We start from the raw sequence: 26,558 nt of genomic DNA on the forward strand, positions 1-26,558 counted from the left end.
TCCGGGAAATGAAAGCGCGGCAGTAGGAAAAGCGCCCCGGATGGAGCGCAAATGACGCAGGAAATCGTCAGCGCCGGCATTCTGCAGATGCGTCGGCCAGCAAAAAGCCGGCGCGTGGCCGGCTCGTATTCCCAGGGCGATGGACTCGCTGGACAGCGACCGATGTTTAACCGGCGCGCTGCCAGACCTTGAAGAGCTGTCCGTCATCGCCATCGCGGCGCCCTTCCCAGAACAGCGTCCAGTGACCTTTGGGACGGTGGGTGACACCAGGGGTTTGCTGGATCACCCAGCGGCATTCGGTCCTTCCGGTAGCGTCGATGGGCTGGTGCAGGACGCCCGTGTAGTAGTACAGCATCGGTGCTTCCGACTCGCCCAGGTTCTGGCTGGCCATGCAGTCGTCGGCATGCCAGGCGGGCGCGAGCCGGGTATTCAGGTCGGCGTAGACGAACTCATAACTTTTCCCGTAGTCGGCCCACGGCAGCAGCAGCGTGAAGGCCAGGCCCCACATCAGCGTGATGCCGCCAAACCAGGAAAACGCGCCACGCCATTGGCCGGCCAGCTGCAACAGACCCAGCGAGGCGATCCACAGGATGCTCATGGCGCCGGCCGCCAGCAAGGCCAGCGGCTGGATCGGAGTGACATATTCCAGCGGCAGCCACTTGCCCATGAAACCGATCCAGTGATGATGTTCGACCGGCAAGGTCGAGATGACATAGATGGCCCAGATGCCCACGGCCATCAGGCCGAAGGCCACACGCGCCAGCCAGTCCCAACCCAGATTGAATGCGTCCGGAAGACGCGGGATGGCGCGCGCGCCCAGCATCGCCAGCGGCAGCAGCACCGGCAGCAGATACAACTGGCGGGCCGTGGCCGAGCTTTGCAGCACGGCCAGGCTGATCGCAGCGAAGACCAGCGGCATGGCGACCCGTGAACTGCGGGCCTGGCGCCAGTCGCCGCTGGCCAGGCCCAGCAAGGCCAGTAGCGAGCCGGGCAGGGCGAAACCGGCCAGTGCCCGCAGGATCACGGTGTGATCATTGTCCGAGCCCAGTTTCTTCACCGAAAAGCCGAAGAAGCGGCCGACGTTGTTATCCCAGAACCATTCCATGAACAGTGGCACCGAGTGCTGCGCCAGCAGGGCCGGCCAGATCACGAAGAAAGGCAGTGACACCAGCACCGCCAGACCCACCATCTTCCAGTAAGTGCGGTGGCGGCACGACTGCACCAGCAAGCCCAGCACCAGTGCCGTGGCCGCGAAGGTCAGCGGTACGAACAGGCCCTTGCTCATCTCGGTGATTCCCACACCCAGGCCGAACCAGAACGCAGCGGTCCACGATGGCGTACGGCGTTCCTGGTTCAGGGCGATGGCCAGCAGGCCATAGGTAGCCATGGTGGTGCCGGTAACCAGCGCCACGTCAGTGAACATGTCATGGGCATGCTTGACCATGCCGGGGGAACCGGCGAACAGCGCCAGCGTCGCCAGTACCGGCAGGCTCATCAGGCTGCGCTGGTTCCACACCATCTGGGCGATGCGCGCCACGAAGACCAGCGTCACCAGGTTGTAGAGCACGCTGGCCAGGCGCGCACCCTCGTGGTACGGCAGCAGCGGATGCAGCAGCTTGGCCAGGAACACGGCCGTCCAGTAGTACAGCGGCGGCTTTTCCATGAACGGCCGGCCGGCATTGGTCGGCACCAGATACTCACCCGAAGTCAGCATGTGATGGATCATGCCGAAGGAATAGGTTTCGTCCTGCTTCCACGGCCCATGGCCGAAGATGCCCGGCAGCAGCCAGGCTGCGCCGGCCAGGACCAGCAGCAGCCAGGCCATGCGCGAGGACAGGGCGTGCTGACCCAAGACCGGTGCCGATGTCGTCGAAAGAGATGGCCCTGGCTTGCGTTCAGAGACCGAATCGAATAGGAACATGCTGAATACGGATGCGAGCCGCCTGCGCTGCCCGCGAAAAATTCAAAAACCGAAAACCTGGGAGCAGAGCGGCAACAAACGTGATCCTCGACGCGCCTTGGCGCAGTGCCTGGTGCTCTTCGCCATCCTCTGCATCGGGTTTTCTCCCCCCTTGATGCGTGCTTGCTTTATTTTTCTTGGCGAGGATTATTGCCTGGCGAAAATCTTCCGGTAATGGAAGTCGGCGGCTGTTATAGGACACTGCAGAAAAAATGAGCAAGTCGACATTTTGGCATAAGCATTGAACTAAATGACGTATTTGTCAGGAAAGGTGTGAAGATTTGCTACATTCCGTCGTTTGCTGACCGCGCATTGTTGGATTGATGCAGCACATGGACGCGCGCTAAACCCGTCGGATCGGTACAGAGCTCGTCAGGCGGGCTCCCGAGGCGCCGGACTATGCTGTTACCATACTGCCTTTGTCCTACAGCCCGGTTTCACGAAAGGCCGGGCAGCCGCCAACGCCAGCCCCTACACGTCACACGTATGTCCCACGACACAAGTTCATCCGCACAGCCTGAGAAAACCGGCATGTCGCGCGCCGAGGTGCGTGCCAGCGTTTCCCTGGCCTCGATCTTTTCCCTGCGCATGCTGGGCCTGTTCCTGGTGTTGCCGGTGTTTGCCGTGCACGCCCACAGCCTGCCCGGGGGCGACAGCGATACCCTGGTCGGCATCGCCCTGGGCATCTATGGACTGGCGCAGGCCTGTGGACAGATTCCCTACGGGATTGCCTCCGACCGCTATGGCCGCAAGCGCATCATCGTCATCGGCCTGTTGCTGTTTGCGCTGGGCTCCTTCGTGGCCGCCGGTGCCCAGAGCGTGATGTGGCTGCTGGTGGGACGAGCGCTGCAGGGTTCGGGCGCGATCTCTGCCGCCATCACCGCCTTCATCGCCGATTCCACCCGCGAGGAACATCGCACCAAGGCCATGGCCATGGTGGGTGCCTCCATCGGGGTAACCTTCGCGGTCTCGATGGTGGCCTCACCACTGCTCTACGAGTCGATTGGCATGGGTGGCATCTTCGGCCTGACCGGCGTGCTCTCCCTGTTGGCCATCGCGGTGGTGCTATGGGTGGTACCGGCGGCGCCGATGGTACAGGCCAGGCGGGTGTCGCTGGCCGAGGTACTGCGCCAGACCGAACTGCTGCGTCTGAACTGGGGCGTATTCACGCTGCACCTGACCCAGGTTGCCATGTTCCTGGTGGTGCCGGCAGCGCTCGTGCAATCGGCCGGCCTGCCACTGGGCGAACACTGGAAGATCTATCTGCCGGTGGTTCTGGCCTCCTTCGTGCTGATGCTGCCGCCGATCATCGTGGCCGAGAAGTACGGGTGCATGAAACCGGTCTTCGTCGGCGCCATCAGCCTGATGCTGCTGGTGCAGGTGGGCTTCTGGCTGGTGTTGTCCCAACCGCTGGGAAGTCTCTGGATGCTGGTGACCCTGCTGTTCCTGTTCTTCGTCGCCTTCAACATCCTGGAAGCCGCCCAGCCCTCGCTGGTGTCCCGTATTGCCCCGCCAGCGGCCAAGGGCGCGGCGCTGGGCGTCTACAACACCCTGCAGGCGCTGGGTTTGTCCTGCGGCGGCGCCCTGGGGGGCTGGCTTAAACAAAATGTGGGGAATTCCGCGGTGTTCCTCTTGTCTGCTGTGCTCACCCTGACCTGGCTTATAATCGCGGCTAACATGAAAAACCTGCCGCGCCGTTCAGCGCCGGCGGCGGGTGCAACAGCCTAAACGTATTCAGGAGAAACAATGGCATCGGTCAATAAAGTCATCATCGTCGGCAACCTGGGGCGCGACCCGGAAACACGCTACATGCCCAACGGCGAAGCCGTCACCAACATCGCCGTCGCCACGACCGAGAGCTGGAAGGACAAGAATTCCGGCGAAAAGAAGGAGCTCACCGAGTGGCACCGCATCACCTTCTATCGCAAGCTGGCTGAAATCGCCGGCCAGTACCTGAAGAAGGGCTCGCAGATCTACGTCGAAGGCCGCCTGCAGACGCGCAAGTGGCAGGACAAGGAAGGCGTGGAGCGCTACACCACGGAAATCATCGCCGATACCATGCAGATGCTGGGTGGCCGCCAGGGCGCGGGCGGTGGTGGTGTCATGGACGAAGGCGGCTACGGCGGCGGTGGTGGCGGTGCAGGCAGCTACGGCGGCGGCGCACCTCGCCAGAGCGCTGGCGGTAATGCGGGTGGTGGCGGTGGTAGCGGCGCCCCGCGCCAGCAGCCGGCCCAGCGCCCGGCGCCGAACTTCTCGGACATGGACGACGATATTCCCTTCTGATCTGTTTCCCGCAGGCTGCGAATGCGGCCTTGCTCTTCTGACGAACCCCTCGTCTGCCTACGCAGCGAGGGGTTTTTTCATGGGCCCAGATTTCAACTGAAACCTGGACGGGCAAGCCTGCAATGTGGCGGTAACCGGTAAACGCGATGATGACAACAAGCCGAAGCAAACGGCATCGGTCCCAACCCACCAGATCAAGGAGAACACCATGCTTATCGGACTCATCATCGCCTTCGCAGAAACCATGTCCCACATCTTCGGCGGCTGATTGGCTGTCACTACAAGGAGAACACCATGCTCGTCGGACTCATCGTCGTTTTCGCTGACACCATGTCCCGCCTCTTCGGCGGCTGATCGCCCACTACTACAAGGAGAACACCATGCTTATCGGACTCATCATCGCCTTCGCTGAAACCATGTCCCACATCTTCGGCGGCTGATCGCCCACTACTACAAGGAGAACACCATGCTCGTCGGACTCATCGTCGTCTTCGCTGACACCATGTCCCGCCTCTTCGGCGGCTGATCGCCCACCACTACAAGGAGAACACCATGCTCGTCGGACTGATCGTCGTCTTCACCGAAACCATGTCGCGCCTGCTGGGTGCGTGATGGCAGGCATCACACGCAAGGCTCGTGACGGCCGCTGCCAGCCGGGAAGAATTCCACCGGCTGCCAGCGGCCGTCATGCCGGAACAGGGTATAGCGCGGATTCGCCCTTGCTCCGTTTGGGGCAAAACTGATCGGTCCATGCAGTCCGGGATGACGCAACTGGTGTAACGCCACCGCGATCCTGCGGCCATCGCCGCTGCCGGTCTGCAGGATGGCCGCACCCAGTACGCTGGCTGCATCATAGGCATAGAAGGAGTAGGTGGTCGGCGCGGTATCGAATCTGCTGCGATAGGCTTGGGCGACCTTTTTCCATTGCGGACAATAGTCCCGTGCGATTTCGAATTCCAGCACATGCAGCCGTGGTTCGGGCTGCGATGCCAGCTCCAGGTTGCTGGCACCTCCCGTGAGCAGAATGCGTGCTTTTGATCCCGAACGGCGGGCCGCATCGATGAATGCGCGCGCCTGCGGGTACAGGGCCAGGAACACGATCACATCAGCGTCATGCTGCATCGCCGCCTGCATCGCCACATGGAAGTCGGTGGTCCGGCGCGCTACCTGGATGCGCCCCAGCGCGATGGCTGGCGCCGTTGCAGCCAAGCGTTCCATTACTGCATCGGCCAAGGCATTGCTGTAGGCTGAATCGTTCTGGATCACGAAGACCCGTTGCCCCGCCAGCGAGCGGCTGGCAACCTCGGCCAATGCGGAGGACAGTTCCCGCGTGCCACCGACCACCCGGAACGGCATGCGGTGGCCCATGCTGGTCCATTGGCTGCTGGTGGCGGTAAATCCGATCTGCGGAATGCCTGCGTTTTCGTAGATTGCGGCTGTGGCCAATGCCGCGTCGCTGCTCCACGGGCCGACGACGCCGGCCACGTTTTCCTTGATGTAATAACGGGCGATGTTGATGGCGAAATTTTCGTTGCCGTGGTCGTCCTGCGGCAGCAGTTGCAAGCGCAGTGGCGAGCGACGCCGTATGGCCATCGCATTGGCTTCGTCGATGGCCAGTTGCGCGCCCTGCAGGGCGCTCTGCGTAATCGGTTCGGAAAGGCGGCCGGTGAAGCCCAGCGTGATGGTCGTCAGGGTCTCCGACCACGCCGATGCCGCCAGCGAGCAAAGCAGCAAGCTGACGGCGAGTATCGACATCGAGTCCGGTCTGCGCATGGGGTCCCCCCGTGGTCCGCTGAATTTATTGTGAACTTCGCTTCATGCGTCCTGCTGGGGAAAATATACACATCAATGCTCAATGAGGCCAGCGGACTTCAAAGCAGGTGCCGCCCAGTGGCGAGGGCCGGCAGTCGGCGGTACCGTGATGCGCACTGGCAATAGCCCTGACCACTGCCAGCCCCAGGCCGCTGCCACGGTGCTGGGCGTCGTCGCTGCGCGGGCCACGCTGGAAGGCGTCGAAGATCATCGCCGCATCGGTAGCCGCCAGGCCCGGGCCGCAGTCCTCCACGCGCAGGCAATGTTGGTCCGCGCTGCTCGCGGTGCTGATGCGCAAGCGGCCGGGCGTGGCGTGCTGCAGGACATTCTCCAGCAACGCCAGCAGTGCCTGGCGGATGCGCACCGGATCGCAGACCGTGCGCTGCAGTGCGATTTCGAGCGTGACGGCGAATCCCTTGTCCTGTAGCGCCGATTCGCAGGCCGTCAGCACGGTGCCGATTTCCTGTTGCAGGTCTACCTGCTGCAGCTGTATGCGCAGGTGTCCACTTTCGGCCAGGCCGACGATGCGCAAGTCCTCGATCAACCGCGCCAGCCCCTCGACTTGCACCAGCAGGCTGGAAAAGAGCGCCGGTTCAGGCGGGAACACGCCATCGGAAAGACCCTGCAATCGACCGCGCAGGATGGTCACCGGCGTGCGCAGTTCGTGGGCGATCGCGGCGTTCCAGAAGATGCGTTCCTGCTGTACCCGCTCCAGCCGCTCGGCCATGGCGTTGAAGTCGCTGATCAGCTGCGAGGCTTCATCCAGCGGCTGTCGTTGCGCTCCCGCCCGGGCCGCCAGATCGCCCTGTGCCACGCGGCGCAGGCTGGTGGCCACTGAATTGAGCGGCGTCAGAATGCGGCGCGCCAGGCGCATGGCCACCCAGATCGCAATTCCCAGGCCCAGCAGCGTGGTACCGGCGATCCAGCCCCACTCGGCCGGCGAGGGCAACCAGCTGTCCGGCGCCGACAGGGCGCTGGGCAGGAAGATGAACATGGTCGAATAGAAGGCATACGAACCCAGCAAGACCATCAGCATGATGGTCAGTGCCAGGATCGCCACCGAACTGATGATCTGCCGTGCCAGGCCCTTGCCGCGCCATAGTGCCAGCAGGTCGACGCCGGGCTTCATGAGCGCGCCTCCACGGTATCAGCTACCTTGCTGGAAACGATAACCTACCCCGCGAATGCTGACCGGAATACCGGCGATGTCTAGGTCCTCCAGTTTCTTGCGCAGTTTGCTGACATGGCTGTCGACGGTGCGCTCCAGCGTATCGCCCTCCGGCAGGCAGGAGGCCAGCAGCTCGGCGCGACTGAATACACGCCGTGGCGAGCGCGCCAGTTGTGCCAGCAGCTTGAATTCGGTGAGCGTGAGCACCAGTGCATGCGAAGTACCGTCAATCTCGGCCACGGCCTCATGCTGCTCGAAGTCGATCACGAAGGGCGGGACCCGCAGGATGCGTCGGTCATCGCGCTCATCACGGGGCTGGCTGCGGCGCAGGACCGCCTCGACCCGGGCCACCACCTCGGCCGGATTGAAGGGTTTGACCACGTAGTCGTCTGCGCCGATGCGCAGGCCGGTGAGCTTGTCCACGTCCTGGTCCAGGGCGGTGAGCATGATGACCGGGGTCTGGTCACGCTGGCGAATCTGCGCCAGCACCTGCCAGCCATTGAGCTGCGGCATCTGGATGTCCAGCAGCACCAGATCCGGTTTGAGGGCGAGATGCAGTTCCAGCGCCCGTACGCCGTCGCTCGCATGCACGCTGCGCATGCCGCTGCGGGCCAGGTAGGCGGCCAGGATGTCAGCGATCTCGGGCGCATCCTCGGCGATCAGTACCAGCGCGCCGGTGGCCGGCGCCGCGGGCGCCAGGCCCGGTTCGCTCACGCTATGCGGTGCTGTCGGCATCTTTCCTTCTCCATCGAAACTCCATCGTTGTATCGCGTAATCCTCACGCTCATCGCCCAGACTCCGCCTTCGCTCGCGATTGTACTGTCGGCTGGCGTGGCACGGCAAAAATGCCGTTGTCGTTAAGCCTGCTGTCAGCTACCGAGCCAGACTGATGGAGTTCTTGCATGCCCCGCTTCTTTATCGACCGTCCCATCTTCGCCTGGGTGGTCGCCCTGTTCATCGTGCTGTTTGGCGTGATTGCCATGAGCCAATTGCCCATTGCGCGCTATCCCTCGGTGGCGCCGCCCACGGTCTCCATCAACGCCACCTATCCGGGAGCCACGCCTCAGACCATGAACGATGGCGTGATCAGCCTGATCGAACGCGAACTGTCGGGCATCAAGAACCTGCTCTACTTCGAGTCCTCCGCCGATACCTCGGGCAGCGCCCAGATCAGCGTTACCTTCAAGCTCGGTACCGATCCGGAACTGGCCCAGGTGGATGTGCAGAACAAGCTCAAGGCCATCGAAGCGCGGCTGCCGCAGACCGTGCGCCAGAATGGCGTGACGGTGGAGTCTGCGGCTTCGGGCTTCCTCCTGATGGTAAGCCTGACCTCGACCGATGGCCGCTACGACGAAGTCCGACTGAGCGACTATCTGGCACGCAATATCGTGGAGGAATTGCGCCGCGTGGAAGGCGTCGGACGTGTCCAGCTGTTCGGTGCCGAGCAGGCCATGCGCATCTGGATCGATCCCTTCAAGCTCAATGCCTTCGGCCTGACCGTTACCGACATCAGCACTGCAGTGAGCCAGCAGAATGCCCAGATCGCACCTGGTCGCCTGGGTGATTCGCCTGCCGTACCGGGCCAGCAGATCGCCGTGCCGCTCACTGTACAGGGGCAATTGCAGTCGCCGGCGCAGTTTGCCGCCATCGTGCTCAAGGCAAAGACCGATGGTTCGCGCGTGTTGCTGGGGGATGTGGCGCGGGTGGAACTGGGGGCGCAATCATACGCCTTCTCCAATCGCGAAGACGGCAAGCCTGCCGGCGTGGCGGCGGTGCAGCTCTCTCCAGGTGCCAATGCGGTGCGCACCGCGGCCGCCATCCAGGCACGCATGGAAGAACTGCGCCCCAGCCTGCCGGCAGGTATGGCGTTTTCGCTGCCCTATAACACCGCACCCTTCGTCAAGGTTTCCATCCAGAAGGTGGTGCAGACCCTGATCGAGGCCATGGTGCTGGTGTTCCTGGTGATGTACCTGTTCCTGCAGAACGTGCGCTATACCGTCATCCCCGCCATCGTCGCGCCCATTGCGCTGCTGGGTACGCTGGCGGTGATGCTGGTGGCCGGCTATTCGGTCAATGTGCTCACCATGTTCGGGATGGTGCTGGCCATCGGCATCATTGTCGATGACGCCATCGTGGTGGTGGAAAATGTGGAGCGCATCATGGCGCAGGAAGGTCTGGCGCCACGCGAGGCCACCATCAAGGCCATGGGCGAGATTACCGGGGCCATCGTCGGCATCACGCTGGTACTGACCGCAGTCTTCATTCCGATGGCGCTGGCAGGGGGCTCGGTGGGCGTGATCTATCGCCAGTTCGCGCTGGCCATGGCCGTGTCCATCCTGTTCTCGGCCTTGCTGGCGCTGAGCCTGACGCCTGCCTTGTGCGCCACCCTGCTCAAGCCGGTGGCACCGGGGCATCATGAAAAGCGCGGCTTCTTTGGGGCGTTCAACCGGGCCTTCCATCGTCTCACCGCACGCTATGAATCCGCATTGGCGCGCCTGATCGCACGAGGGCTGCGCATGATGCTGATGTACGTGGCGCTGTGCCTGCTGCTGGTGCTCGGTTTGCGGGCCTTGCCCTCGGCTTTCCTGCCAGAAGAGGATCAGGGTTACTTCATGACCTCCTTCCAGTTGCCGGCCGATGCCACCAGCGAGCGCACTGCCCGTGCCGTCGATCAGTTCGAGCGTTATCTGCAGACCCGCGAGGATATCGGCGCCAACCTTTCGGTACTGGGATTCGGATTTTCCGGCTCAGGCCCGAACGCGGCCATGGCCTTTACCGAACTCAAGGACTGGAAGCAACGCAAGGGTTCCACCGCTGCCGCCGAGGCCATCGCCGCCCAGGGCGCCATGGAACGCAGCGTCGATGGCATGGTGATGAGCCTGCTACCACCGGCCATCGAAGAGCTGGGGAACTCCTCCGGTTTCGCCATGCGTCTGCAGGATCGCGCCAATCAGGGTTATGCCGCCCTTAAGGCCGCCGAAGCGCAATTGCTGGCGCTGGCGGCCAGGAGCGACAAGCTGGCCGGCGTCTATTCAGACGGATTGCCGCCGGGAGCCAGCCTGCAGCTCGATATCGACCGTCACAAGGCGGCCGCATTCGGGGTTTCCTTCGCCAGCATCAGCGATACGCTGTCTGCGGCCATGGGTTCGTTCTATATCAATGACTTCCCCAATGCCGGCCGCATGCAACAGGTCATCCTGCAGGCCGAGGCTGGTGCGCGCATGCAGATCGAGGACGTGATGAAGCTGTACGTCCGCAACCAGAATGGCGGGATGCTGCCGTTGGGTGAAGTCGTGAAGGCATCCTGGCAAGAACAGCCGACGCAGCTACAGCGCTACCAGGGCTCCCCGGCAGTACGCATTGCCGGCAGCGCCGCAACTGGCGTGGCCAGTGGCGAGGCCATGGCCGAGATGGAGCGCCTGGCCCGGCAGCTCCCGCCAGGTTTCGCCGTGGCGTGGACTGGCCAATCCCTGCAGGAACGTCTGTCAGCGGCGCAGGCACCGATGCTGATGGCCTTGTCCATGCTGGTGGTGTTCCTGGTGCTGGCCGCACTGTACGAGAGCTGGCATGTTCCGTTGTCGGTCATGCTGGTGGTGCCGCTGGGTCTGATCGGTGCAGTGGCGGCGGTGATGTTGCGCGAGATGCCCAATGACGTCTTCTTCAAGGTGGGTCTGATCACCGTCATCGGCCTGTCTGCCAAGAATGCCATCCTCATCGTGGAGTTTGCGCGGCAGCTGCGGGCCGAGGGCGCCGGACTGGCGGAAGCCGCGATCCGGGCGGCCGTGCTGCGTTTGCGTCCCATCCTGATGACCTCGCTGGCCTTTGCGCTGGGTGTGGTACCGCTGATGCTGGCCTCAGGCGCCAGTGCGGAGACCCAACGCGCGATCGGCACCGGCGTATTCGGCGGCATGGTCACTGCCACGGTGCTGGCGGTGTTGTTCGTGCCGGTGTTCTTTGTGCTGTTGCTGGGGCGGAAGCAGGTGCGTCACCGCAAGGGGGCATGATGTGTCCACGCGCCGATCTACGTCTGTATGGCAGGCGTCTGCTCAATGACCGGGAGCAGATCCATCATGCGCAATATCGCGGATACGACATCCGCGTCATCGGCATCCAGGCGACACGTGGTTGGACCCTTGGCTTGCGCATCTTCCACCAGGGAAAGCGGCTGGTGCGCTATCGCCAGGACAGTCCGCTTTACCTCGACTTCGAACATGCCCGCATCGCTGGTCTGTTGCGTGCCTATGAAATCATCGAGCGCAGGCTGTCGGCCTGACCCGGCGCAGCCTATCGGCGCTGCATTAGCCTCCGCGGCGTACCCGCACAGTGGCGCCCATCGTGTAGATTGCTATCACCGGCTTGCCCATCCCGTTTTTCTCCACCGCACTAGCATCCTCTCAAGGATGCCGCGTGCTGCTCCCTCTAGCGGAACCGGGTACGGCAGAGAGAGGCGGCGAGACTCTACTGGGAGATCACGCCGACGATGATGCGCATGAGTTCCGGATAACGTAGGGGCCGATGAGCCACGCCCGGTGAGAACCGCTAGTGCAGATCGTCAGCGCTCAACCCTTCGGGCAATATCCAGGCACTGTCGGGACTCCATTCCGGCCACACCCAGCTTGCCCAGTTCTTGTAGATCAGGCCGGCAGTGATTGATCCGTTCATATTGAGGGCCCATTCAGGGAACCAGGTAAAACAGTTGTATCCGCCTTTCTTGCCGGTCAGTGTGATCATTCCTAATCGTGAATCACCTCTCGGAGAGTCGCATATGATCATCACGACTTCCTCTTCAAAAGGATGTGAGGCGGCGAATCTGATAAGAGATCCACGATAAAGCGAGAGGTACTTATAGTCAGAAAGTTTTTGCCAGTTCACTTAACTATCCCCCGGAGATGGAGTCATGTCGGTAAGACGCAAAAGGGATGGATGCTCTCATTGCGCGCATCAGCCTTATTTCAGATCATCTGCGCGTAAGCCTTCCTGCAATATCCATGCGCGGTCCGGACTCCATTCGCCTATCCATTGCTCCCAATTGTTGTAGAGCGTGCCAGCCGTGAGAGAACCGTCGGCGTTGGTCGCTTCCTCAGGCAAATTGAAAACACAATTGAATCCCGCCTTGTAACCGGTAATGGTGAACAGTCCCAATCTGGAATTACGGGCGGGCGAGTCACAAACCATCATCACGACCTGATCTTCGAAGGGATAGGATGCGTCAAACTTGATCAGGGCCCCCAAGGGGAGGCGCACTTCCTTGTGCTCGGAGAAGGGGAGCCAGCGCACACCTGTGGCTGGCGTCGAGGGGTTGGGGGAGGATGGCGATTTCTGCGTATCTCCATGAATTTTCCACGCCGGCATTTTTCCTTTGAAGAATCCCTCGAAGATCTGCCCCCAGCGTTTCCTGAATTCCTTCACAGGGTGTCCTTCCGAATGGCGCAGTTCACATTCTTCATAGGGGGAGACATGCGCATTCAGATAGGGTAATGCAGAACTGTAGATTCGAAAGACGGCCCAGGTTAGCTTGCGAGGATAGTCAGCCGATTGCCTGATCAGTCGGCCAAGCGCCCATTCCAGTTGCCAGTAGCCGTGCATGTCGATAACCCAATCGCGGTCGAGGACACCAATAAAAGATTCCTGCGCCCAGGTGTCGGATTGGCAAACATTCTGGTAAATGATTTCCTCCGCTCGCCGCAGCTCGCGACCCCAGTCAGGCCTTGGACCATCCTGGTCGAGGTTCATCTGCTCATCAGGAAAACTTCCTTTGAAGAAGCCCTCGAAAAGAGTTTCGACGCGCTCTACCAACTCACGGACCTGCTTGTCCTCAAGTTCCGCGATTTGATAGTTGTCGGAAGGATCGAGATGCGCACTCAACAAGTGCATCATGCGATCGAATATTTGATATACGGGCCAGCTTAGCTCCTTGGGGTAATCCGAGAACTCCGACATCAGGGAAATGATGGACTCTTCCAGTTTCCAGTAGGCCTGTATGTCGAGTTTTTGCTGATCACGCAATTGAGCAAGGAAGGATTGAGCACTCCATTGAGGGCAGTCGGGGAAGTTGGTGCGGATGATATCAATAGCTTTCATAGCATCTCCGACTCAGTCCAGCAGAGGATTGATTTCTTTGAACGCCCGCATATCTGCATGCCTTCCTTTGAAGAAGCCCTCAAAGACTGCCTCCATGCGCTGTCTTAATTGATGCACGACAGATCTGCTCACATCCTTGATCTCGTAATCATCGTCTGGATTGGTACCCGACAGTAGCCAGTAGCCCCACGGCAGACTGTAGTGGACGATGCGGTTGCGGCTGCCGCGTGGGCCGCGATCGCGGTCGCCCAGATCCTTGCCCTGGCTGAGATAGACAAGATCGGTCAGGCCCAGGGGATTATCCCAGCTCGCGCTCATGTTTCCTTGCAGTTTTCCAGTGCTGCGCTGGCCGCTGTCGTCCATGCTCAGTCCCATGCGGATAGGTCGGCGCGCGTCTAGCCTGACGGTGACGTCACTGGTACCAGGCGTTTGACCGGGTTCGATTTGAAGTTGTGGCGTAAAGCTGGGGAGGCGCTGAAGATTTTCCGAGGACTGCTCGATATCGCGCAGGTTGAGAATATCGCCTGGACTGGTGGCCCAGGCCAGGCGTGGTAGGGCTATTTCGTCGCTGGCCGGACGAATCTGCGCCACTCTTCCCTCAAGGATGTGCAGCCGCAAGACCCCGCCGCGCATATCCTGTTCTGGTGCGTAGGCCTGACTGGTGAGATAGCCCTGTTCAACCAATGCTTGTTGCAATCGCTGAATCAGCAGCGTGATTCCCTGTGCACCCAGGCATCGCCCGATGGGGGAGTCGTCGCTCTGCAGGCCCTCAAGCGCCCGATACAGCGACTGGCTCACCAGGTGGCCCTGGATATCGATTCTCTCGATCAAAGCGCAGTGTGGTTCGTCCGGGATACGTTGGTGAGGTGGCGTTCCCGCGTCGTCCCTGGCCGGGGACCAGGGGGTGGCCTCAAGCTCTTCCCTCAGTGCATGGCGTTGCGCATCCTGACGTCGCAGTTCAGGTGATGGGTCCGGCAACGCTGCTTGGGCGTAGCTCTCTGCGGATGCAAGGGATGCGGTCATCAGCAACAGCCTTGCCACCAGCGTTATGGCTCTGGTGCCGGCGGACTCGCCTGACTGCGCGCAAGCCAGATGATCTTCCGCAAAAGTGCGGTTCATCTTCGAGAGTAGCTTGCTGGCTTGCGTTGATCTACGGACAGTCATCGTCAGGATGGCGGGATTGCAATAAAGCGCGCCATCGTAGAGGACTGGTTTCTTTGGAGAAATTGCCCTTTAGATCAGATGAAAATTTCCGACATACCGTACGAGTGCAGTCTTGCTACCTCGCTGCTGAACAGGTGAACACACTTGTCTTCGTATTCAGGAGTGTTTGGGTGATTGGTGGTGTGGGATTGGTGGCCCTGCTTGTTGGCCATGCATGTGACAGCTGCGCTCTGCAGTTGACGCGTGCAAGAGGATGTGATGTCGGTCCGGCGGTTGCCGCCCATCTGGGGCGGCCATTTGACGCACAGGCGCGATCGAGGGGGGGCGCCGCAGGCGAAGTCACGCGCCGACGGGCGGAGCGAAATCCCCATCCTTGCGTGGCGGCTGCCCCAGCGGCTGAACCGATGTGGTGCTGACAGGCGTGGGCGCATGCTGTTGCGTGCCATCTGCCACCATGCTGCTTTCTTGTGCGACTGGTTGCATGTCCTGCTCACCCATGATGCTGGGCATGCCGGATTCGGTCTCGCTTTTTCCTTCGGCCTCGGCCATCCGGCGTCGGTTGATTTCGTCGAACTGGCGCTTTACCGGCTTGGCGCAGGCCAGCATGGCCAGCGAACCTGCAGCGAGCATGAACAGGGAAGTCTTTTTCACGGCGGCTCCTCCAGAGAATGAACGGAGCCTTGATTATCTCCAGCCGGCTGGGCCGCGCATGTCGGACGATGGCGCAAACGCTCGTCGGTGAGCGGGAGAGATTGTGGCTGAGCTGGGACCGGTTGCAGCAGGTTGCAGCAGCGAGGTGCTGCCCGGGAAGGATCAACAAAAAGAGAAACAATAAAAAAAACAAAAAAGGGCCCATCTTGCGATGGACCCTTTTTTTACTACATATGGTGCGGCTGGCAGGAATCGAACCCACGACCCCTTGGTTCGTAGCCAAGTACTCTATCCAGCTGAGCTACAGCCGCGAAAGAGCGAGATTATAAGGAGCTTTTCTGAAAAGTACAAATCTTTTTTCGAGGAAAGGAAAAAACTGTCTCAATACACTTCCCTGGAGGTGAAGGGATGGTACTGGAACAGCCAGGTCTCGCTGAGTGCCTGTCCGTCGTGTCGCAGGAATAGACGCAGTTCGACCGGTTCCTCGCCCGCTGCCGTCAGGTCGAACTGGGCGCGCCAGTGGCCGGCTACGTCGTTGGGCAGGGCCTCGGTGTAGACATAGGAAATACTGCCTCTGGAGGCGGTGATGACGGCTTCCGGTTTCACGCCGAAGGGCAGGCCTTCCAGCGGCTTGCCCTTGAACTCGACCATGAACTTGCGGACCTGCGCCGGGCGTGCCTGGCCGGGCTGGCCGCCGCGTCCCAGGCGCGTCGCCACGCAGCGCGCCAGCGCCGTCGGGAAGGGCTCGTCCTGCTGCCAGTGGAGGCGGTAACGCAGCCGATAGCTGGCACCGGCCCGCGCAGGAGTTTTCGGCACCCACATCGCGACGATGTTGTCGTGGATTTCGTCATCGGTGCGCAGTTCGATCAGCTGTACCTCGCCCTGGCCCCAGTCCCCTTGCGGTTCCACCCACAGGCTGGGGCGGCGCTCGTAATGCACGCCGTCCAGGTAATGGTCGACATTGCGGTCGCGCTGCAACAGACCGAAGCCGCGCAACTGCTGGTCGGCGAAGGCCGAGGCGGTGGTGCGGGGCGGATTGTTCAGGGGCCGCCAGAGGTGTTCGCCGGCGCCGGTCCAGATCGCCAGGCCGTCCGAGTCATGCACCTCAGGTCGCCAGTCCACGCCGCTACCCTTCACGGTTTCGGAGAACCAGTACATCGAGGTCAGCGGTGCCAGGCCCAGGCGCGCGACGTCGCGGCGCAGGAACAGCGCCTTGTCCACCTCCATGGTTACGCCGGCACCGCGCTGCAGAGTGAAGCGATAGGCGCCGGTGATGCTGGGGCCATCCAGCAGGGCATAGACCACGACGGTATCGCTGCCCGGTACAGGTGGCTCGAAGAAGAATTGCGTGAAGTCGGGGAATTCCTCGGGGCGGTCGGCTTGTGCGACATCGATGGCAATGCCGCGTGCCGACAGGCCATATTGATAGAGGTCACCGATGGCGCGGAAGTAGGAGGCGCCGAGGAAGGCCACCCAGTCATTCTTGCGCCAGTCCTTGGCCTGCTGGTCGGCCAGGCGACTTTCCTGGAAGCGGAAGCCGGCAAAGCCGCTGCCGGCCGGGAGGCGGTGGGCCGGGCTGTCGGCAGGCATGTCGAAGTAATCGTCGCGATACAGCAGTTCGCGGGCACGGGTGGGAGTGGGAGTGGAGCCTGGGGCGGGTGCATTACCCGGGCCATCCAGCACGAACATGCGCACCGGGACGCGGAAGAACTTGCCGAGATGGAAGAAGGTCAGCGGGAACGGGCCAGGACCGTCGGCGAAGACGGCGTAATCGGACTTGAAATGGATCTTGCCGTGGGCTTCGTAGTCGATCTGGTCCAGCACCGCGGCGGGCACCGCCGGCGGCGCCTGGTAGGGCGTCCTGGCCATGTCGCGGGCGCGGGCGATGAGCTGGTCGAAGCTGAAGGCCTGGGCCGGGCCCATCTTCATGGACTGCGCGGCCAGCGCCTGTGGTGGCAGGCCCAGGGCGGCCAGCGCGGCGGCTGCGCCGGAGGCGGTAAGGAAATGTCGGCGGCTGGGCATGGGCGGTTCTCCGATCTCTTTGGAAACTCTACAGAGTCTTGCCTGACGAGCTTGGTTCCGGCCAAGAAAAAGCCCGCTGCGCACAGGGCGGGCAGCGGGCGGATAGTGCAGTAATGCGTAAGACTGACGCCGCAGGCCGGATCAGTATTCCCAGAACATCTTCTGGATTTCCTTGCTGTCGGTGGTCTTGGTCAAGGCCAGCATCAGCAGGATGCGCGCCTTCTGCGGGTTCAGGGTGTCGGAGACGACGAAGTCCAGCTTGTCGTCGTCGGCTTCGCCATTGCGCGCCACGATGCCCTGGCCGACGCGGCTGGAACGCACGATGACCACGCCCTTCTTGCGTGCTTCGCTCAGGGACGGCAGCACGGTGTTGTTCAGGCTGCCATCGCCGACGCCGGCGTGGATGATGCCTTGTGCACCTGCAGCGACGAAGGCGTTGAGCGCGATCGGGTTCATGTTGGCGTAGCCATAGACGATGTCCACTTGCGGCAGCTTGTCCAGGTTCATGATGTCGAACGGAGTGTCGACCGTGTTCTTGCGGGTGGACTGGCGGTAGAAGTAGGGCTTGCTACCCTGGATGTAACCCAGGAAGCCCAGTTCCGGCGTCTTGAAGGTGTCCATCGTGGAAGTGTTGGTCTTGGTGACTTCGCGACCGGCGTTGATCTGGTCGTTCAGGGTCACCAGCACGCCCTTGCCAACGGCTTCCTTGGAACCGGCCAGCAGCACGGCGTTGTACAGGTTGATCGGACCATCGGCGCTGATGGCGGTGGACGGACGCATGGCGCCCACGATCACCACCGGCTTCTTGCTTTTGACCACCAGGTCGAGGAAGTAGGCAGTTTCTTCGATGGTGTCGGTGCCGTGGGTGATCACGATACCGTCCACGTCGCTCTGTGCCAGCAGGGTATTGACGCGCTTGGCCAGCTTGAGCCAGGCGTCGTTGTTCATGTTCTCGCTGGCGATCTGCATGACCTGCTCGCCGCGCACGTTGGCGACCTTCTTGAGTTCAGGGACAGCGGCGATGAGCGCATCCACGCCGACCTTGGCGGCGGTGTAGCCAACCGTGGTGGTGCTGGTGGCGCCGGTGCCGGCGATGGTGCCGCCGGTGGCCAGGATGACCACGTTGGGCAGGGTTTGGGCCTGTGCAGCGGCGGCTGCGGCCAGGCAGAGCAGGACCAGCATCTGCTGGAAGAATTTTCTGATGAGCATGTGTACCTCGGTAGCTGTGGTTGTACGGATTTCTCTGAGCGGATTTTTGTTAGTTTTATTGGCTTGCTTCACCGGGAAGGACACAGGCTGGCTGCGTATTGTCATCACGGCAAAAGCGCCGACACGATAGCACCGGCTCGCGTGACGATCAAAGGATTTTTTACGCGGTGAGAAAGCCGCATCGCAAAAGGCTTTGTGAGGGGATGAAATGCAAGTTTCGTGCAAAATGGCTGCTTTGAACGTTGTCAGGCGGGCGGAATGACTCGCAACTGACAGCGCGCTGACGGATCGATGTAGACACGTGCCGCAGGTCTGCGACAAAGGGCGAGGGATAACCGGGGAAAATAAGTAAACCGCAGCGAAGAGCTTGGAAGATATCACCGAATGCGCAGGTCGGAAAGGCGGACAAGCCGGCCGTTGTGCCGCCTCATCGCAGCCTGCTGCGTGCTGCATGAAACGCGCCGCTCTCAGGTAAGATGGTGCTGCGCACAAGTTGTTTCGATGAATGACCGGCCAGACCGGCCGCGCCGCTCCAGCGCAGTTCGACCCCACACCGGCGCGGCGCGCGGCAATGATGGAGAACACGATGTTTGCCACAGAAAAATTCACCAATCCCGAAGCCGCCTATGCACGCGTGCTGGAAATCTATGAGCACAACACCGCCATCCTGCGCGATGCCTTCCGCCAGTTCTCCAGCGGGCAGGGCATGTCGCAGCGGGTGCGCGCCTGCTATCCCTTCGTGCGCATCACCACCGAAAAATCCACCCATACCGATACCCGCCAGTCCTTCGGCTTCGTGGCCGGCCCTGGCTGTTACGAGACCACGCTGACGCGACCGCAGTTGTTCCACCAGTACCTGCTGGCGCAGTTCAAGCTGGTGCTGCAGAACCATGAGGTGCCACTGGAAATCGGTGTGAGCGACATGCCCATTCCGGTACATTTCGCCTTCCCCGAGGGCATACACGTCGAGGGCAGTCTCGACCCTGAGCACCTGCGTACCTTGCCCGACTACTTCGATCTGCCGGACCTGGCGACCATGGACGATCGCATCGCCAACGGTAGCTACGAGGTGGACAACGGCGCCTGGCGCGAGGGTGTGCATCCGCTGGCCTTGTTCACCGGGCCGCGCATCGACTATTCACTGCATCGCCTGCGCCATTACACGGCGACCTCGCCGGACCAGTTCCAGCGCTATGTGCTGTTCACCAACTATGCCTTCTACGTCGATGAGTTCGTGCGCCTCGGACGGCGCCTGATGGAGCCGACCGACGATCCGGAGGAACTGGCCTATCGGCGTCAGTACACCGCTTTCGTGGAGCCCGGCAATGTCACCACTTGGAGCGCCAATCAGGAAGGCCTGGAGACGCGGGCCGCTTCCGGCGTGGCACCGGCACGCCAGCCGCAGATGCCGGCCTATCACCTGCAGCGGGCCGATGGCAGTGGTATCACGCTGGTCAACATCGGTGTCGGTCCTTCCAATGCCAAGACGGTCACCGACCACGTGGCGGTGCTGCGTCCGCATGGCTGGCTGATGCTGGGACATTGCGCCGGGCTGTCGGCGTCGCAGCGGATGGGGGATTATGTGCTGGCGCACGCCTATGTACGCGATGACCACGTGCTCGATGACGACCTGCCGCTGTGGGTGCCGATTCCGGCGCTGGCCGAAGTGCAACTGGCGCTGCAGGATGCGGTGGCCAGCATCACCCGGCTGGAAGGTTATGAATTGAAGCGCATCATGCGCACCGGTACCGTGGCCTCGGTCGATGACCGCAACTGGGAGTTGCGTGACCACCGCATGCCGCTGCTGCGTTTTTCGCAGAGTCGCGCCATTGCGCTGGACATGGAAAGCGCCACTGTCGCGGCCAACGGCTTCCGCTTCCGGGTTCCTTATGGCACCTTGCTATGCGTGTCGGACAAGCCGCTGCACGGCGAGATCAAGCTGCCCGGCATGGCCAATACCTTCTACGAGCAGCGCGTGGCACAGCACTTGCAGATCGGTATCCGTGCGCTGGAGCTGTTGCGCAACAATGGTATCGAACAGGTCCACAGCCGCAAGTTACGCAGCTTTGCGGAACCGGCGTTCCGCTGATCGGCAATGCAGCAGGAATGCGCCCGCGACAGTGGATGTCGCGGGCGTTTTTCATTCAGGCGGTCTGGCGTGGCAACGGATGGCTGCGCGTCAGGCGGTAATACAGCCCGGCACCGATCAGCAAGGTGGCCGCCGCCACGCACAGCGAAGGCGTGAAGGACCCGCTGCCGTGCACCAGCGCGGTGGCCAGCGGCGGTCCGGCAATCTGGCCGATGCCGTAGGCGGCCGTCATCAGGGCCATCAGGCTGCTGGCCTGTTCCTTGCGCAGGCGGCGCGCCTCGCGCATGCCGAACAGGGTGATGGCGGTGAAGGGCAGGCCCAGCAACAGGCAGCTCAGCGCGAAACCCAGTGCATTGGGGAAGATGATCGACAGTAACACCCCGGCCGCCTGCATCAGGTAGGCGCCGGTCAGCAGCAGGCGCTGATCGCCCTGTACCGACAAGCGGGTGGCGCTGAAGGCGCCCAGCGCGACCGACAGGCCGAAGATGGGCCAGAAGTAGTCCGGCCAGGCCGAGCCCGGCAGCGCCTGGCGTGCGATCACGGGCAGGAAGGTGGCGGTGATGATGTAGCCGAAGCCGGCGATACCATAGGCGATCACCTGCACCAGCACTTCGCGTTTCTGCTGGGTGCTCTCGACGGCCTTGGATGCCTCGCCATGGAGCGGGTCGCTGTGCACGCTCAGGCCGCGCCCGGCATCGAAGCTGAAGGATTTCCAGACGACTGCCGTCAGGGCCAGTGCTATGACGCCAAAGGCGATCCAGCCGCCCGCGGCCAGCCAGCCGGCCGCGATCATGGGGCCGGAAAGTAGCCCGGTGATGGCGATCCCCAGGCCGGGGCCGCAGAAAATGACCCCGCCCAGTTCCGGCCGGCCCAGTTGTGTCAGCTGCTGCAGGCACCAGCCGGCGGTATAGACGAATACGTAGGCGCTGGCCACGCCGGAGAGAAAGCGCATCCACAACCAGGCCCAGTCCTGATGCAGCACGCCCATGCCCAGGGTGAGCAGGATGGTCACCACCAGCCCGCCGCGCAGCATTGCCACGCCGCGTTTGCTGCGATGGAAGGCGCACAGCATGGCGCCAGCGAAATAACCCAGGTAGTTGGCCGTGGCCAGCCAGCCGCCCATCTGCAGTGACAGGCTGCCCTCGTGCAGCATCATCGGTAGCAGCGGCGTGAAGGCGAAGCGACCGATCCCCATCGCCACCGACAGCGCCACCATGCCCGACAGGCAGACCTTCCATGCCATGCCGTGGCGGGATGGGGTGGCGAGGGGGCGGGCGGAGGGAGGGATGGCGGTCATGGCGGCGATCGATGGATGGGGGAGTGTCAGGGACAGGTGTCTATGCTATCGTTTTCCGGTCATTCGAAAAAATGAATAATTAGAATGACTTCATCTTTTTTCGAGAACACAGGAAAAGGCAAGAGAACCGCATGGAACTGGCTGAACTGGAGATTTTCCGCACCGTGGTGGCCGAGGGCGGCGTGACCCGGGCGGCCGAGCGCCTGAACCGGGTGCAGTCGAATGTGACTACGCGCATCAAGCAACTGGAGGAGTCCATGGGCGTGCCGCTGTTCGTCCGCGACCGCCGGCGCCTGGTCCTGACCGCGGCTGGCGAGGCGCTGCTGGATTACGCCGAGCGCATCCTCGATCTGGTGCAGGAGGCTCGCCACGCTGTCGCTCCGCAGAGCCCGCGCGGTCGGCTGCGCATCGGGTCGATGGAAAGCACTGCTGCCAGCCGGTTGCCGACGCCCCTGGCCGAATTCCACCAACGCTGGCCGGAAGTGCGTCTGGAGCTCTCCACCGCGCCCACTGACGTACTGGTGGCCCAGGTCCGCGCCTGCAAGCTTGATGCTGCACTGGTGGCCGGTCATCTGGATGATCCGGCCTTCGATGCCACGCCGTTGTTCAAGGAAGAACTCATGCTGGTGACACCGCGCAGCCATCGCCGCGTGCGTTCACCGGAGGATGTCACGCTGGACACGCTGATTGTCTTCGAGCAAGGCTGCGCCTATCGCCGCCACGCGCAGACCTGGTTTGCCACCCATGGTCGCGGTGGTGCGCCGGTGCGTACGCTGGAGCTGGCGTCCTATCACGCCATCCTGGCATGCGTGGCGGCCGGGGCCGGCGTGGCGGTGGTGCCGCGCTCGGTGATCGCAATGCAGATGGAGCCCCATGGGTTCGCCACCCACTCGCTCGGCCGCGATGGTCGTGTCACCACTTATCTGATCAGTAGACGGGATCGCTACTCCGCCTCCTTCCTGGCGCTGCGTTCTTTACTTATGGCGAGTGTTTGATATATTTGATCATATGGATTGATGCAAATATGTACTGCCGTGCAGCATATAAAGAGGGTGTAACCATTTGTAAAAACCGCTGCGACGGCACATTGATTTCCCTATATTGAAGTTCCCCCTCCATTCTCCCCCCCGAGAATGGGATTTACCCCACGGCTCGCAAGGGACGTGGGGTTTTTCTTTTGTCCCTCCGGTTTTTCTGACGTGGCGAGACCGTGACAATCAGCCTTGTACCAAAGTGATGGGCGGTTTGTGTAAGGCCTGTGATGTTTGGTGAGTGCATATGCTCACCGTTGCCGATTTCTTCGTGGTGTTTCTTGTCTGCTTGACTATCCAGGTTCAGCTCCGGCGCCCACCGGCGACGGTTGCGGCTTTGCGTCGTGCAGGTGGCTCTTCGGACGTGCTGCCCGCGCTGCCGACCAGCAGGTTGCCGCGTGCGGCCGACTGGATGGCCAGCACCGCAGGATGCGTCAGTCTGCGCTCCACCGAGATGGCATAGAACTGTTCGCGGATGGCATCGGTCCTGCCGATTTCCACCAGTCCGTACTGCTTGCGGATCTGCGCGGCGATGGCGGACGGTGCGGCAAAGATGCCGGCGCCGGCGTCGCCGAAGGCCAGCAGCAGCGCACCGTCGTCGAATTCGCCGCTGATCTGCGGGCGGATCTTTTCCTTTTCGAACCAGCGCAGCAGGCGCGGCCTGACGGCGGCGTCCTCGCCGGGCATCAGGAAGGGCGCACCATCGAAACTGCGCGGGAAATCCTTGCGATAGCGCCGGGCCAGCTCGGGCGTGGCGAAGAAGCTGGTGTCGCACTCTCCCAGCAGGTGGTGGTAGCCGCGCACGTCCACATTGGGCGGCATGGGGCTGTCGGCAATGATGATGTCCAGCTTGTGGATGGCGAGGTCAGCCAGGAGCACGTCGAGCTTGCCTTCGCGGCAGATGATGCGGATCGGGTCCGGCATGGCCAGTGCGCTTTCCAGCAGCAGGTAGGCAATCGCCTTGGGCACCGCGTCGGCCACCCCGACGCGTAACTGCAGGGCGCGTCCGCCAGGGCGCAGGCGCAGCGCTTCTTCCAGTTCTTCGCCCAGGCTGAAGATGCGTTCGGCATAATCGAACACCATGCGCCCCTCATCGTTGAGCTCCAGCCGCCGGCCCACCCGCTTGAAGAGCTTGTAGCCCAGGCTTTCCTCGAACAGGCTGATCTGGCCGCTGATGGTCTGCGCCGTCAGGTGCAGCCGTTCGCCTGCGCGTGCCACGCCACCGCTCTTGGCGACCGTCCAGAAGTAGTGCAGATGCTTGTAGTTCAGGCTGGCCATGTGGAACTCCCGCTTTCAATACTTCGGTTTTTCCGATGGATTATCTCAGAATATTCGAATTTTCATTCATCAGGCTTTGGCCTAAAGTAGCGCCTTGTCCGGTGTGAACATGAGTTATCAACATGTCTGCCGCAGTTGCCATCACTGACATCAAGGAGAAGCCTGATGAAATGTCCCGTCTGTACATCTCACAACCTGCTGATCTCGGAGCGCCAGGGCATCGAGATCGATTACTGCCCACAATGCCGCGGTGTATGGCTTGATCGCGGCGAGCTGGACAAACTGATCGAGCGCTCTGCAGCCAGCCAGATGACGGCGGCAGCACCGGTGCCGCAGCAAGTACGCGTGCCGATGCCACAGCAGCCGCAGCCGCCGGGCTACGACCCGCGCTTCGGCCATGGCACTCGCCATGACCACGGCAGCTACGGTCATGATCACAAGCGCAGGAAAAAAGGCTTCCTCGGCGAGATCTTCGATTTCGACTGAGTCCGGCCACCCATCACGCATCAATGCAGTCAGAAAATAGAAAAGAAGAGAGAGGTCTATCGTGAACGGCGTAGAGAGTTTCGCAAGCTTGCCCATGTGGGGCGGTTTCATCGTATTCGTGCTGGGCATGCTGGCGCTGGACATGTTCGCCCTCGGCGGCCGCCATGCCCACCGCGTCACTCCCAAGGAGGCACTGGGCTGGTCGCTGGGCTGGGTGTCGCTGGCCTTCCTGTTCGCCGGCCTGATGTGGTGGTACCTGGATGCCAACGTCGGCCGTGAATTTGCCAACCAGAAGGGGGCCGAGTTCCTCTCCGGCTACCTGATCGAGAAGGCGCTGTCGGTCGACAACATCTTCGTGTTCCTGATGATCTTCAGCTACTTCGCCGTGCCGCCCGAGATGCAGCGCCGCGTGCTGCTGTACGGCGTGGTGGGTGCCATCGTCATGCGTGCCGTGATGATCCTGCTGGGTGCCTGGATGATCGCGCAGTTCAGCTGGATCCTGTACGTCTTCGGTGCCTTCCTGGTCTTCACCGGCGTGAAGATGCTGATCTTCGCCGACAAGGAAGCCGACCTGGGCGATAACCCGCTGCTGCGCTGGTTGCGTGGTCATATGAAGATCAGCAACGACTACGACGGTGAAAAGTTCACCACCCGCATCAATGGCGTGCGTTATTTCACCCCGCTGATGCTGGTCCTGCTGCTGATCGAAATTTCCGACGTGATCTTCGCGGTGGACAGCATCCCGGCCATCTTCGCCATTACCAAGGATCCGTTCATCGTCTTCACGTCGAACATGTTCGCCATCATGGGTTTGCGGGCGCTGTACTTCCTGCTGGCGGATTCGGCAGAGCGCTTCCACCTGCTCAAGTACGGCCTGGCCCTGGTGCTCCTGTTCGTGGGCGGCAAGATGTTGCTGGCCTACTGGTTCCACGTGCCGGTGCTGGTGTCGCTGTCCATCGTGGGCGCCATCCTGCTGATTTCCATCATCGCCAGCCTGGTGATGACCAGGGGTAAGGAAAAGAGCGCCAGCTAACGGCACTTGCAGACAGATCAACGTGGGGCTTGACCGGCTGGAGCAATCTGGCCGGTTTTTTTATGCTCGTCACCGTTCGAGATGATTCCGGATTTTTGCAATTCGGTCATGCCGATTCGGCAACGTGCTTTTATTGGGGACGGAGTGCATTAGAATAGCGCCTCCTCCCTACCGGTTTGCAGCGTTCGCCATGGCCCGCCTTCCCCGTCTCGTCGTTCCCAACCAGCCTCATCACATTATCCAGCGCGGTCATGACGGTCTGGTCATCTTCCGCGATGCCGACGATCACCAGGCTTTCCTGGGCTGGCTCAAGGATGCTGCGCGGCAATTCAAGGTGGCGGTACATGCCTACGTGCTCATGCCGGACCACCTGCACCTGCTGGCCACGCCTGCCGATGACCAGGGCCTGGCACGGATGATGCAGTGGATAGGGCGCCACTATGTTCCCTATTTCAACCAGAAGCACGGGCGCAGTGGCACCCTGTGGCAGGGGCGTTATCGTGCCACCGTCATCGACGCCGAGCTCTACCTGCTCGCCGTCTGCCGTTACATCGAGCTCAACCCCGTGCGCAATGGCCTGGTGGCCAGCCCCGGGGAGTACCCGTGGTCCAGCTACATGCATCACATCGGCGCCAAGCAGGATGGCCTGATCACCGACCATCCTCAATATTGGTCGATTGGCAACACTCCTTTCGATCGTGAGATCGCCTATCGACAGCTCACCGAAGATGGGCTGGCGCGAGCCGAAGTGGAGCGCATCACCGATGCCACGCTCAAGGGTTGGGCGCTGGGCTCGGAAGATTTCAAGCAGGGCCTGGAGCGCCAGACCCATCGACGCGTCAGTCCAGCCAAGCGTGGCCGGCCTGCCAACGTGCGGGTGGTCATCGACGACGAAGACGCGGCGGCAGCCCAGGATGCGTAGTCATTAAAAATTCTCTTTTCTGATCAACGACTTGCACTCGTTCGCGATAACTCTGTCCCTAATTAAAAAATC

22 protein-coding genes and 1 tRNA gene are annotated in these 26,558 nt (G+C 61.8%); 10 read left to right on the forward strand and 13 right to left on the reverse strand.

Annotated features, from left to right (window positions below):
• Window positions 1–166: 166 nt before the first annotated feature.
• On the reverse strand, window positions 167–1,852 hold the full coding sequence (locus tag ACEOAC_RS04475; protein WP_413443531.1) for an ArnT family glycosyltransferase: 1,686 nt from the start codon (window positions 1,850–1,852) through the stop codon (window positions 167–169).
• A gap of 67 nt (window positions 1,853–1,919) precedes the next feature.
• On the opposite strand from ACEOAC_RS04475, the gene ACEOAC_RS04480 reads away from it, so the two are divergent.
• From ACEOAC_RS04480 to ssb, 3 genes are all read left to right on the forward strand, one after another.
• The gene (locus ACEOAC_RS04480) at window positions 1,920–2,135 is read left to right on the forward strand and encodes a hypothetical protein (protein WP_006461696.1); all 216 of its coding nucleotides are present in this window, start codon (window positions 1,920–1,922) and stop codon (window positions 2,133–2,135) included.
• A gap of 356 nt (window positions 2,136–2,491) precedes the next feature.
• Window positions 2,492–3,688, forward strand: coding sequence for an MFS transporter (locus ACEOAC_RS04485; protein WP_241813272.1), 1,197 nt, complete (start codon window positions 2,492–2,494; stop codon window positions 3,686–3,688).
• Window positions 3,689–3,706: 18 nt separating this feature from the next.
• Window positions 3,707–4,243, forward strand: a complete 537-nt coding sequence (gene ssb, locus ACEOAC_RS04490; protein WP_413628707.1) for a single-stranded DNA-binding protein — start codon at window positions 3,707–3,709, stop codon at window positions 4,241–4,243.
• A 621-nt stretch (window positions 4,244–4,864) separates the two neighbouring features.
• Here the strand turns inward: ssb and ACEOAC_RS04495 are convergent.
• The 3 genes from ACEOAC_RS04495 to ACEOAC_RS04505 form a co-directional block, all read right to left on the reverse strand.
• Window positions 4,865–6,016 carry a branched-chain amino acid ABC transporter substrate-binding protein gene (locus ACEOAC_RS04495; RefSeq protein WP_413444718.1) on the reverse strand — a complete coding sequence of 384 codons (1,152 nt, stop codon included), beginning with the start codon at window positions 6,014–6,016 and terminating at the stop codon, window positions 4,865–4,867.
• A 79-nt stretch (window positions 6,017–6,095) separates the two neighbouring features.
• On the reverse strand, window positions 6,096–7,184 hold the full coding sequence (locus ACEOAC_RS04500; protein ID WP_413444717.1) for an ATP-binding protein: 1,089 nt from the start codon (window positions 7,182–7,184) through the stop codon (window positions 6,096–6,098).
• Window positions 7,185–7,202: 18 nt separating this feature from the next.
• The gene (locus ACEOAC_RS04505) at window positions 7,203–7,958 is read right to left on the reverse strand and encodes a response regulator (RefSeq protein WP_413444716.1); all 756 of its coding nucleotides are present in this window, start codon (window positions 7,956–7,958) and stop codon (window positions 7,203–7,205) included.
• 167 nt (window positions 7,959–8,125) lie between these two features.
• Between ACEOAC_RS04505 and ACEOAC_RS04510 the strand changes: the two genes are divergently transcribed.
• Both ACEOAC_RS04510 and ACEOAC_RS04515 read left to right on the forward strand, forming a co-directional pair.
• The gene (locus ACEOAC_RS04510; protein ID WP_413444715.1) at window positions 8,126–11,227 is read left to right on the forward strand and encodes a multidrug efflux RND transporter permease subunit; all 3,102 of its coding nucleotides are present in this window, start codon (window positions 8,126–8,128) and stop codon (window positions 11,225–11,227) included.
• Complete coding sequence (locus ACEOAC_RS04515) at window positions 11,224–11,496, forward strand: hypothetical protein (protein WP_237022490.1); 273 nt, start codon at window positions 11,224–11,226, stop codon at window positions 11,494–11,496. Before ACEOAC_RS04510 ends, ACEOAC_RS04515 begins: the two co-directional genes overlap by 4 nt.
• A 266-nt stretch (window positions 11,497–11,762) precedes the next feature.
• On the opposite strand, the gene imm45 is transcribed toward ACEOAC_RS04515, so the two are convergent.
• From imm45 to ACEOAC_RS04550, 7 genes are all read right to left on the reverse strand, one after another.
• Entirely contained in the window at window positions 11,763–12,095 is a 333-nt protein-coding gene (gene imm45, locus ACEOAC_RS04520; protein ID WP_413444714.1) for an Imm45 family immunity protein, read from the reverse strand.
• A gap of 75 nt (window positions 12,096–12,170) precedes the next feature.
• Window positions 12,171–13,304 carry a hypothetical protein gene (locus ACEOAC_RS04525; protein WP_413444713.1) on the reverse strand — a complete coding sequence of 378 codons (1,134 nt, stop codon included), beginning with the start codon at window positions 13,302–13,304 and terminating at the stop codon, window positions 12,171–12,173.
• 12 nt (window positions 13,305–13,316) lie between these two features.
• Window positions 13,317–14,423, reverse strand: coding sequence for a ShlB/FhaC/HecB family hemolysin secretion/activation protein (locus ACEOAC_RS04530; RefSeq protein ID WP_413444712.1), 1,107 nt, complete (start codon window positions 14,421–14,423; stop codon window positions 13,317–13,319).
• Window positions 14,424–14,807: 384 nt separating this feature from the next.
• Window positions 14,808–15,119, reverse strand: a complete 312-nt coding sequence (locus ACEOAC_RS04535) for a hypothetical protein (protein ID WP_413444711.1) — start codon at window positions 15,117–15,119, stop codon at window positions 14,808–14,810.
• Window positions 15,120–15,353: 234 nt separating this feature from the next.
• Window positions 15,354–15,430 (reverse strand) — tRNA-Arg (locus ACEOAC_RS04540).
• Between the two features lie 70 nt (window positions 15,431–15,500).
• Window positions 15,501–17,141, reverse strand: a complete 1,641-nt coding sequence (locus ACEOAC_RS04545) for a glucan biosynthesis protein (protein ID WP_413628708.1) — start codon at window positions 17,139–17,141, stop codon at window positions 15,501–15,503.
• A 141-nt stretch (window positions 17,142–17,282) separates the two neighbouring features.
• Window positions 17,283–18,350: a type II asparaginase gene (locus tag ACEOAC_RS04550; RefSeq protein WP_241813282.1), complete on the reverse strand. Its 1,068-nt coding sequence runs from the start codon at window positions 18,348–18,350 to the stop codon at window positions 17,283–17,285.
• Window positions 18,351–18,936: 586 nt separating this feature from the next.
• On the opposite strand from ACEOAC_RS04550, the gene ACEOAC_RS04555 reads away from it, so the two are divergent.
• Window positions 18,937–20,439 (forward strand): AMP nucleosidase, encoded by a 1,503-nt coding sequence (locus ACEOAC_RS04555; protein WP_077235958.1) that lies wholly within the window; start codon window positions 18,937–18,939, stop codon window positions 20,437–20,439.
• A 55-nt stretch (window positions 20,440–20,494) separates the two neighbouring features.
• Here the strand turns inward: ACEOAC_RS04555 and ACEOAC_RS04560 are convergent, their stop codons facing one another.
• Complete coding sequence (locus tag ACEOAC_RS04560; protein ID WP_413628709.1) at window positions 20,495–21,736, reverse strand: YbfB/YjiJ family MFS transporter; 1,242 nt, start codon at window positions 21,734–21,736, stop codon at window positions 20,495–20,497.
• Between the two features lie 131 nt (window positions 21,737–21,867).
• Between ACEOAC_RS04560 and ACEOAC_RS04565 the strand changes: the two genes are divergently transcribed.
• Entirely contained in the window at window positions 21,868–22,731 is an 864-nt protein-coding gene (locus tag ACEOAC_RS04565; RefSeq protein ID WP_413444040.1) for a LysR substrate-binding domain-containing protein, read from the forward strand.
• A gap of 339 nt (window positions 22,732–23,070) precedes the next feature.
• Here ACEOAC_RS04565 and nhaR read toward each other — a convergent pair whose 3' ends face one another.
• Complete coding sequence (nhaR, locus tag ACEOAC_RS04570; RefSeq protein WP_413444041.1) at window positions 23,071–24,045, reverse strand: transcriptional activator NhaR; 975 nt, start codon at window positions 24,043–24,045, stop codon at window positions 23,071–23,073.
• 165 nt (window positions 24,046–24,210) lie between these two features.
• Between nhaR and ACEOAC_RS04575 the strand changes: the two genes are divergently transcribed.
• The 3 genes from ACEOAC_RS04575 (at window position 24,211) to ACEOAC_RS04585 (ending at window position 26,486) form a co-directional block, all read left to right on the forward strand.
• Window positions 24,211–24,531 carry a zf-TFIIB domain-containing protein gene (locus tag ACEOAC_RS04575; RefSeq protein WP_077235955.1) on the forward strand — a complete coding sequence of 107 codons (321 nt, stop codon included), beginning with the start codon at window positions 24,211–24,213 and terminating at the stop codon, window positions 24,529–24,531.
• A gap of 61 nt (window positions 24,532–24,592) precedes the next feature.
• Complete coding sequence (locus ACEOAC_RS04580) at window positions 24,593–25,564, forward strand: TerC family protein (protein WP_039877220.1); 972 nt, start codon at window positions 24,593–24,595, stop codon at window positions 25,562–25,564.
• A 190-nt stretch (window positions 25,565–25,754) separates the two neighbouring features.
• Window positions 25,755–26,486 carry an REP-associated tyrosine transposase gene (locus ACEOAC_RS04585; RefSeq protein ID WP_413444042.1) on the forward strand — a complete coding sequence of 244 codons (732 nt, stop codon included), beginning with the start codon at window positions 25,755–25,757 and terminating at the stop codon, window positions 26,484–26,486.
• Window positions 26,487–26,558: the final 72 nt, after the last annotated feature.

The organism is Herbaspirillum frisingense, assembly GCF_047325095.1.
In the GTDB taxonomy this organism is placed as follows: Bacteria; Pseudomonadota; Gammaproteobacteria; order Burkholderiales; family Burkholderiaceae_D; genus Herbaspirillum; species Herbaspirillum frisingense.

Bases quoted from the DNA above. Each gene is read 5' to 3' on its own strand.
- ACEOAC_RS04480 (WP_006461696.1), top strand. From the start codon at position 1,920: ATGCTGAATACGGATGCGAGCCGCCTGCGCTGCCCGCGAAAAATTCAA.
- ACEOAC_RS04485 (WP_241813272.1), top strand. From the start codon at position 2,492: ATGTCGCGCGCCGAGGTGCGTGCCAGCGTTTCCCTGGCCTCGATCTTT.
- ssb (WP_413628707.1), top strand. From the start codon at position 3,707: ATGGCATCGGTCAATAAAGTCATCATCGTCGGCAACCTGGGGCGCGAC.
- ACEOAC_RS04495 (WP_413444718.1), bottom strand. From the start codon at position 6,016: ATGCGCAGACCGGACTCGATGTCGATACTCGCCGTCAGCTTGCTGCTT.
- ACEOAC_RS04500 (WP_413444717.1), bottom strand. From the start codon at position 7,184: ATGAAGCCCGGCGTCGACCTGCTGGCACTATGGCGCGGCAAGGGCCTG.
- ACEOAC_RS04505 (WP_413444716.1), bottom strand. From the start codon at position 7,958: ATGCCGACAGCACCGCATAGCGTGAGCGAACCGGGCCTGGCGCCCGCG.
- ACEOAC_RS04510 (WP_413444715.1), top strand. From the start codon at position 8,126: ATGCCCCGCTTCTTTATCGACCGTCCCATCTTCGCCTGGGTGGTCGCC.
- ACEOAC_RS04515 (WP_237022490.1), top strand. From the start codon at position 11,224: ATGATGTGTCCACGCGCCGATCTACGTCTGTATGGCAGGCGTCTGCTC.
- ACEOAC_RS04525 (WP_413444713.1), bottom strand. From the start codon at position 13,304: ATGAAAGCTATTGATATCATCCGCACCAACTTCCCCGACTGCCCTCAA.
- ACEOAC_RS04530 (WP_413444712.1), bottom strand. From the start codon at position 14,423: ATGAACCGCACTTTTGCGGAAGATCATCTGGCTTGCGCGCAGTCAGGC.
- ACEOAC_RS04545 (WP_413628708.1), bottom strand. From the start codon at position 17,141: ATGCCCAGCCGCCGACATTTCCTTACCGCCTCCGGCGCAGCCGCCGCG.
- ACEOAC_RS04550 (WP_241813282.1), bottom strand. From the start codon at position 18,350: ATGCTCATCAGAAAATTCTTCCAGCAGATGCTGGTCCTGCTCTGCCTG.
- ACEOAC_RS04555 (WP_077235958.1), top strand. From the start codon at position 18,937: ATGTTTGCCACAGAAAAATTCACCAATCCCGAAGCCGCCTATGCACGC.
- ACEOAC_RS04560 (WP_413628709.1), bottom strand. From the start codon at position 21,736: ATGACCGCCATCCCTCCCTCCGCCCGCCCCCTCGCCACCCCATCCCGC.
- ACEOAC_RS04565 (WP_413444040.1), top strand. From the start codon at position 21,868: ATGGAACTGGCTGAACTGGAGATTTTCCGCACCGTGGTGGCCGAGGGC.
- nhaR (WP_413444041.1), bottom strand. From the start codon at position 24,045: ATGGCCAGCCTGAACTACAAGCATCTGCACTACTTCTGGACGGTCGCC.
- ACEOAC_RS04575 (WP_077235955.1), top strand. From the start codon at position 24,211: ATGAAATGTCCCGTCTGTACATCTCACAACCTGCTGATCTCGGAGCGC.
- ACEOAC_RS04585 (WP_413444042.1), top strand. From the start codon at position 25,755: ATGGCCCGCCTTCCCCGTCTCGTCGTTCCCAACCAGCCTCATCACATT.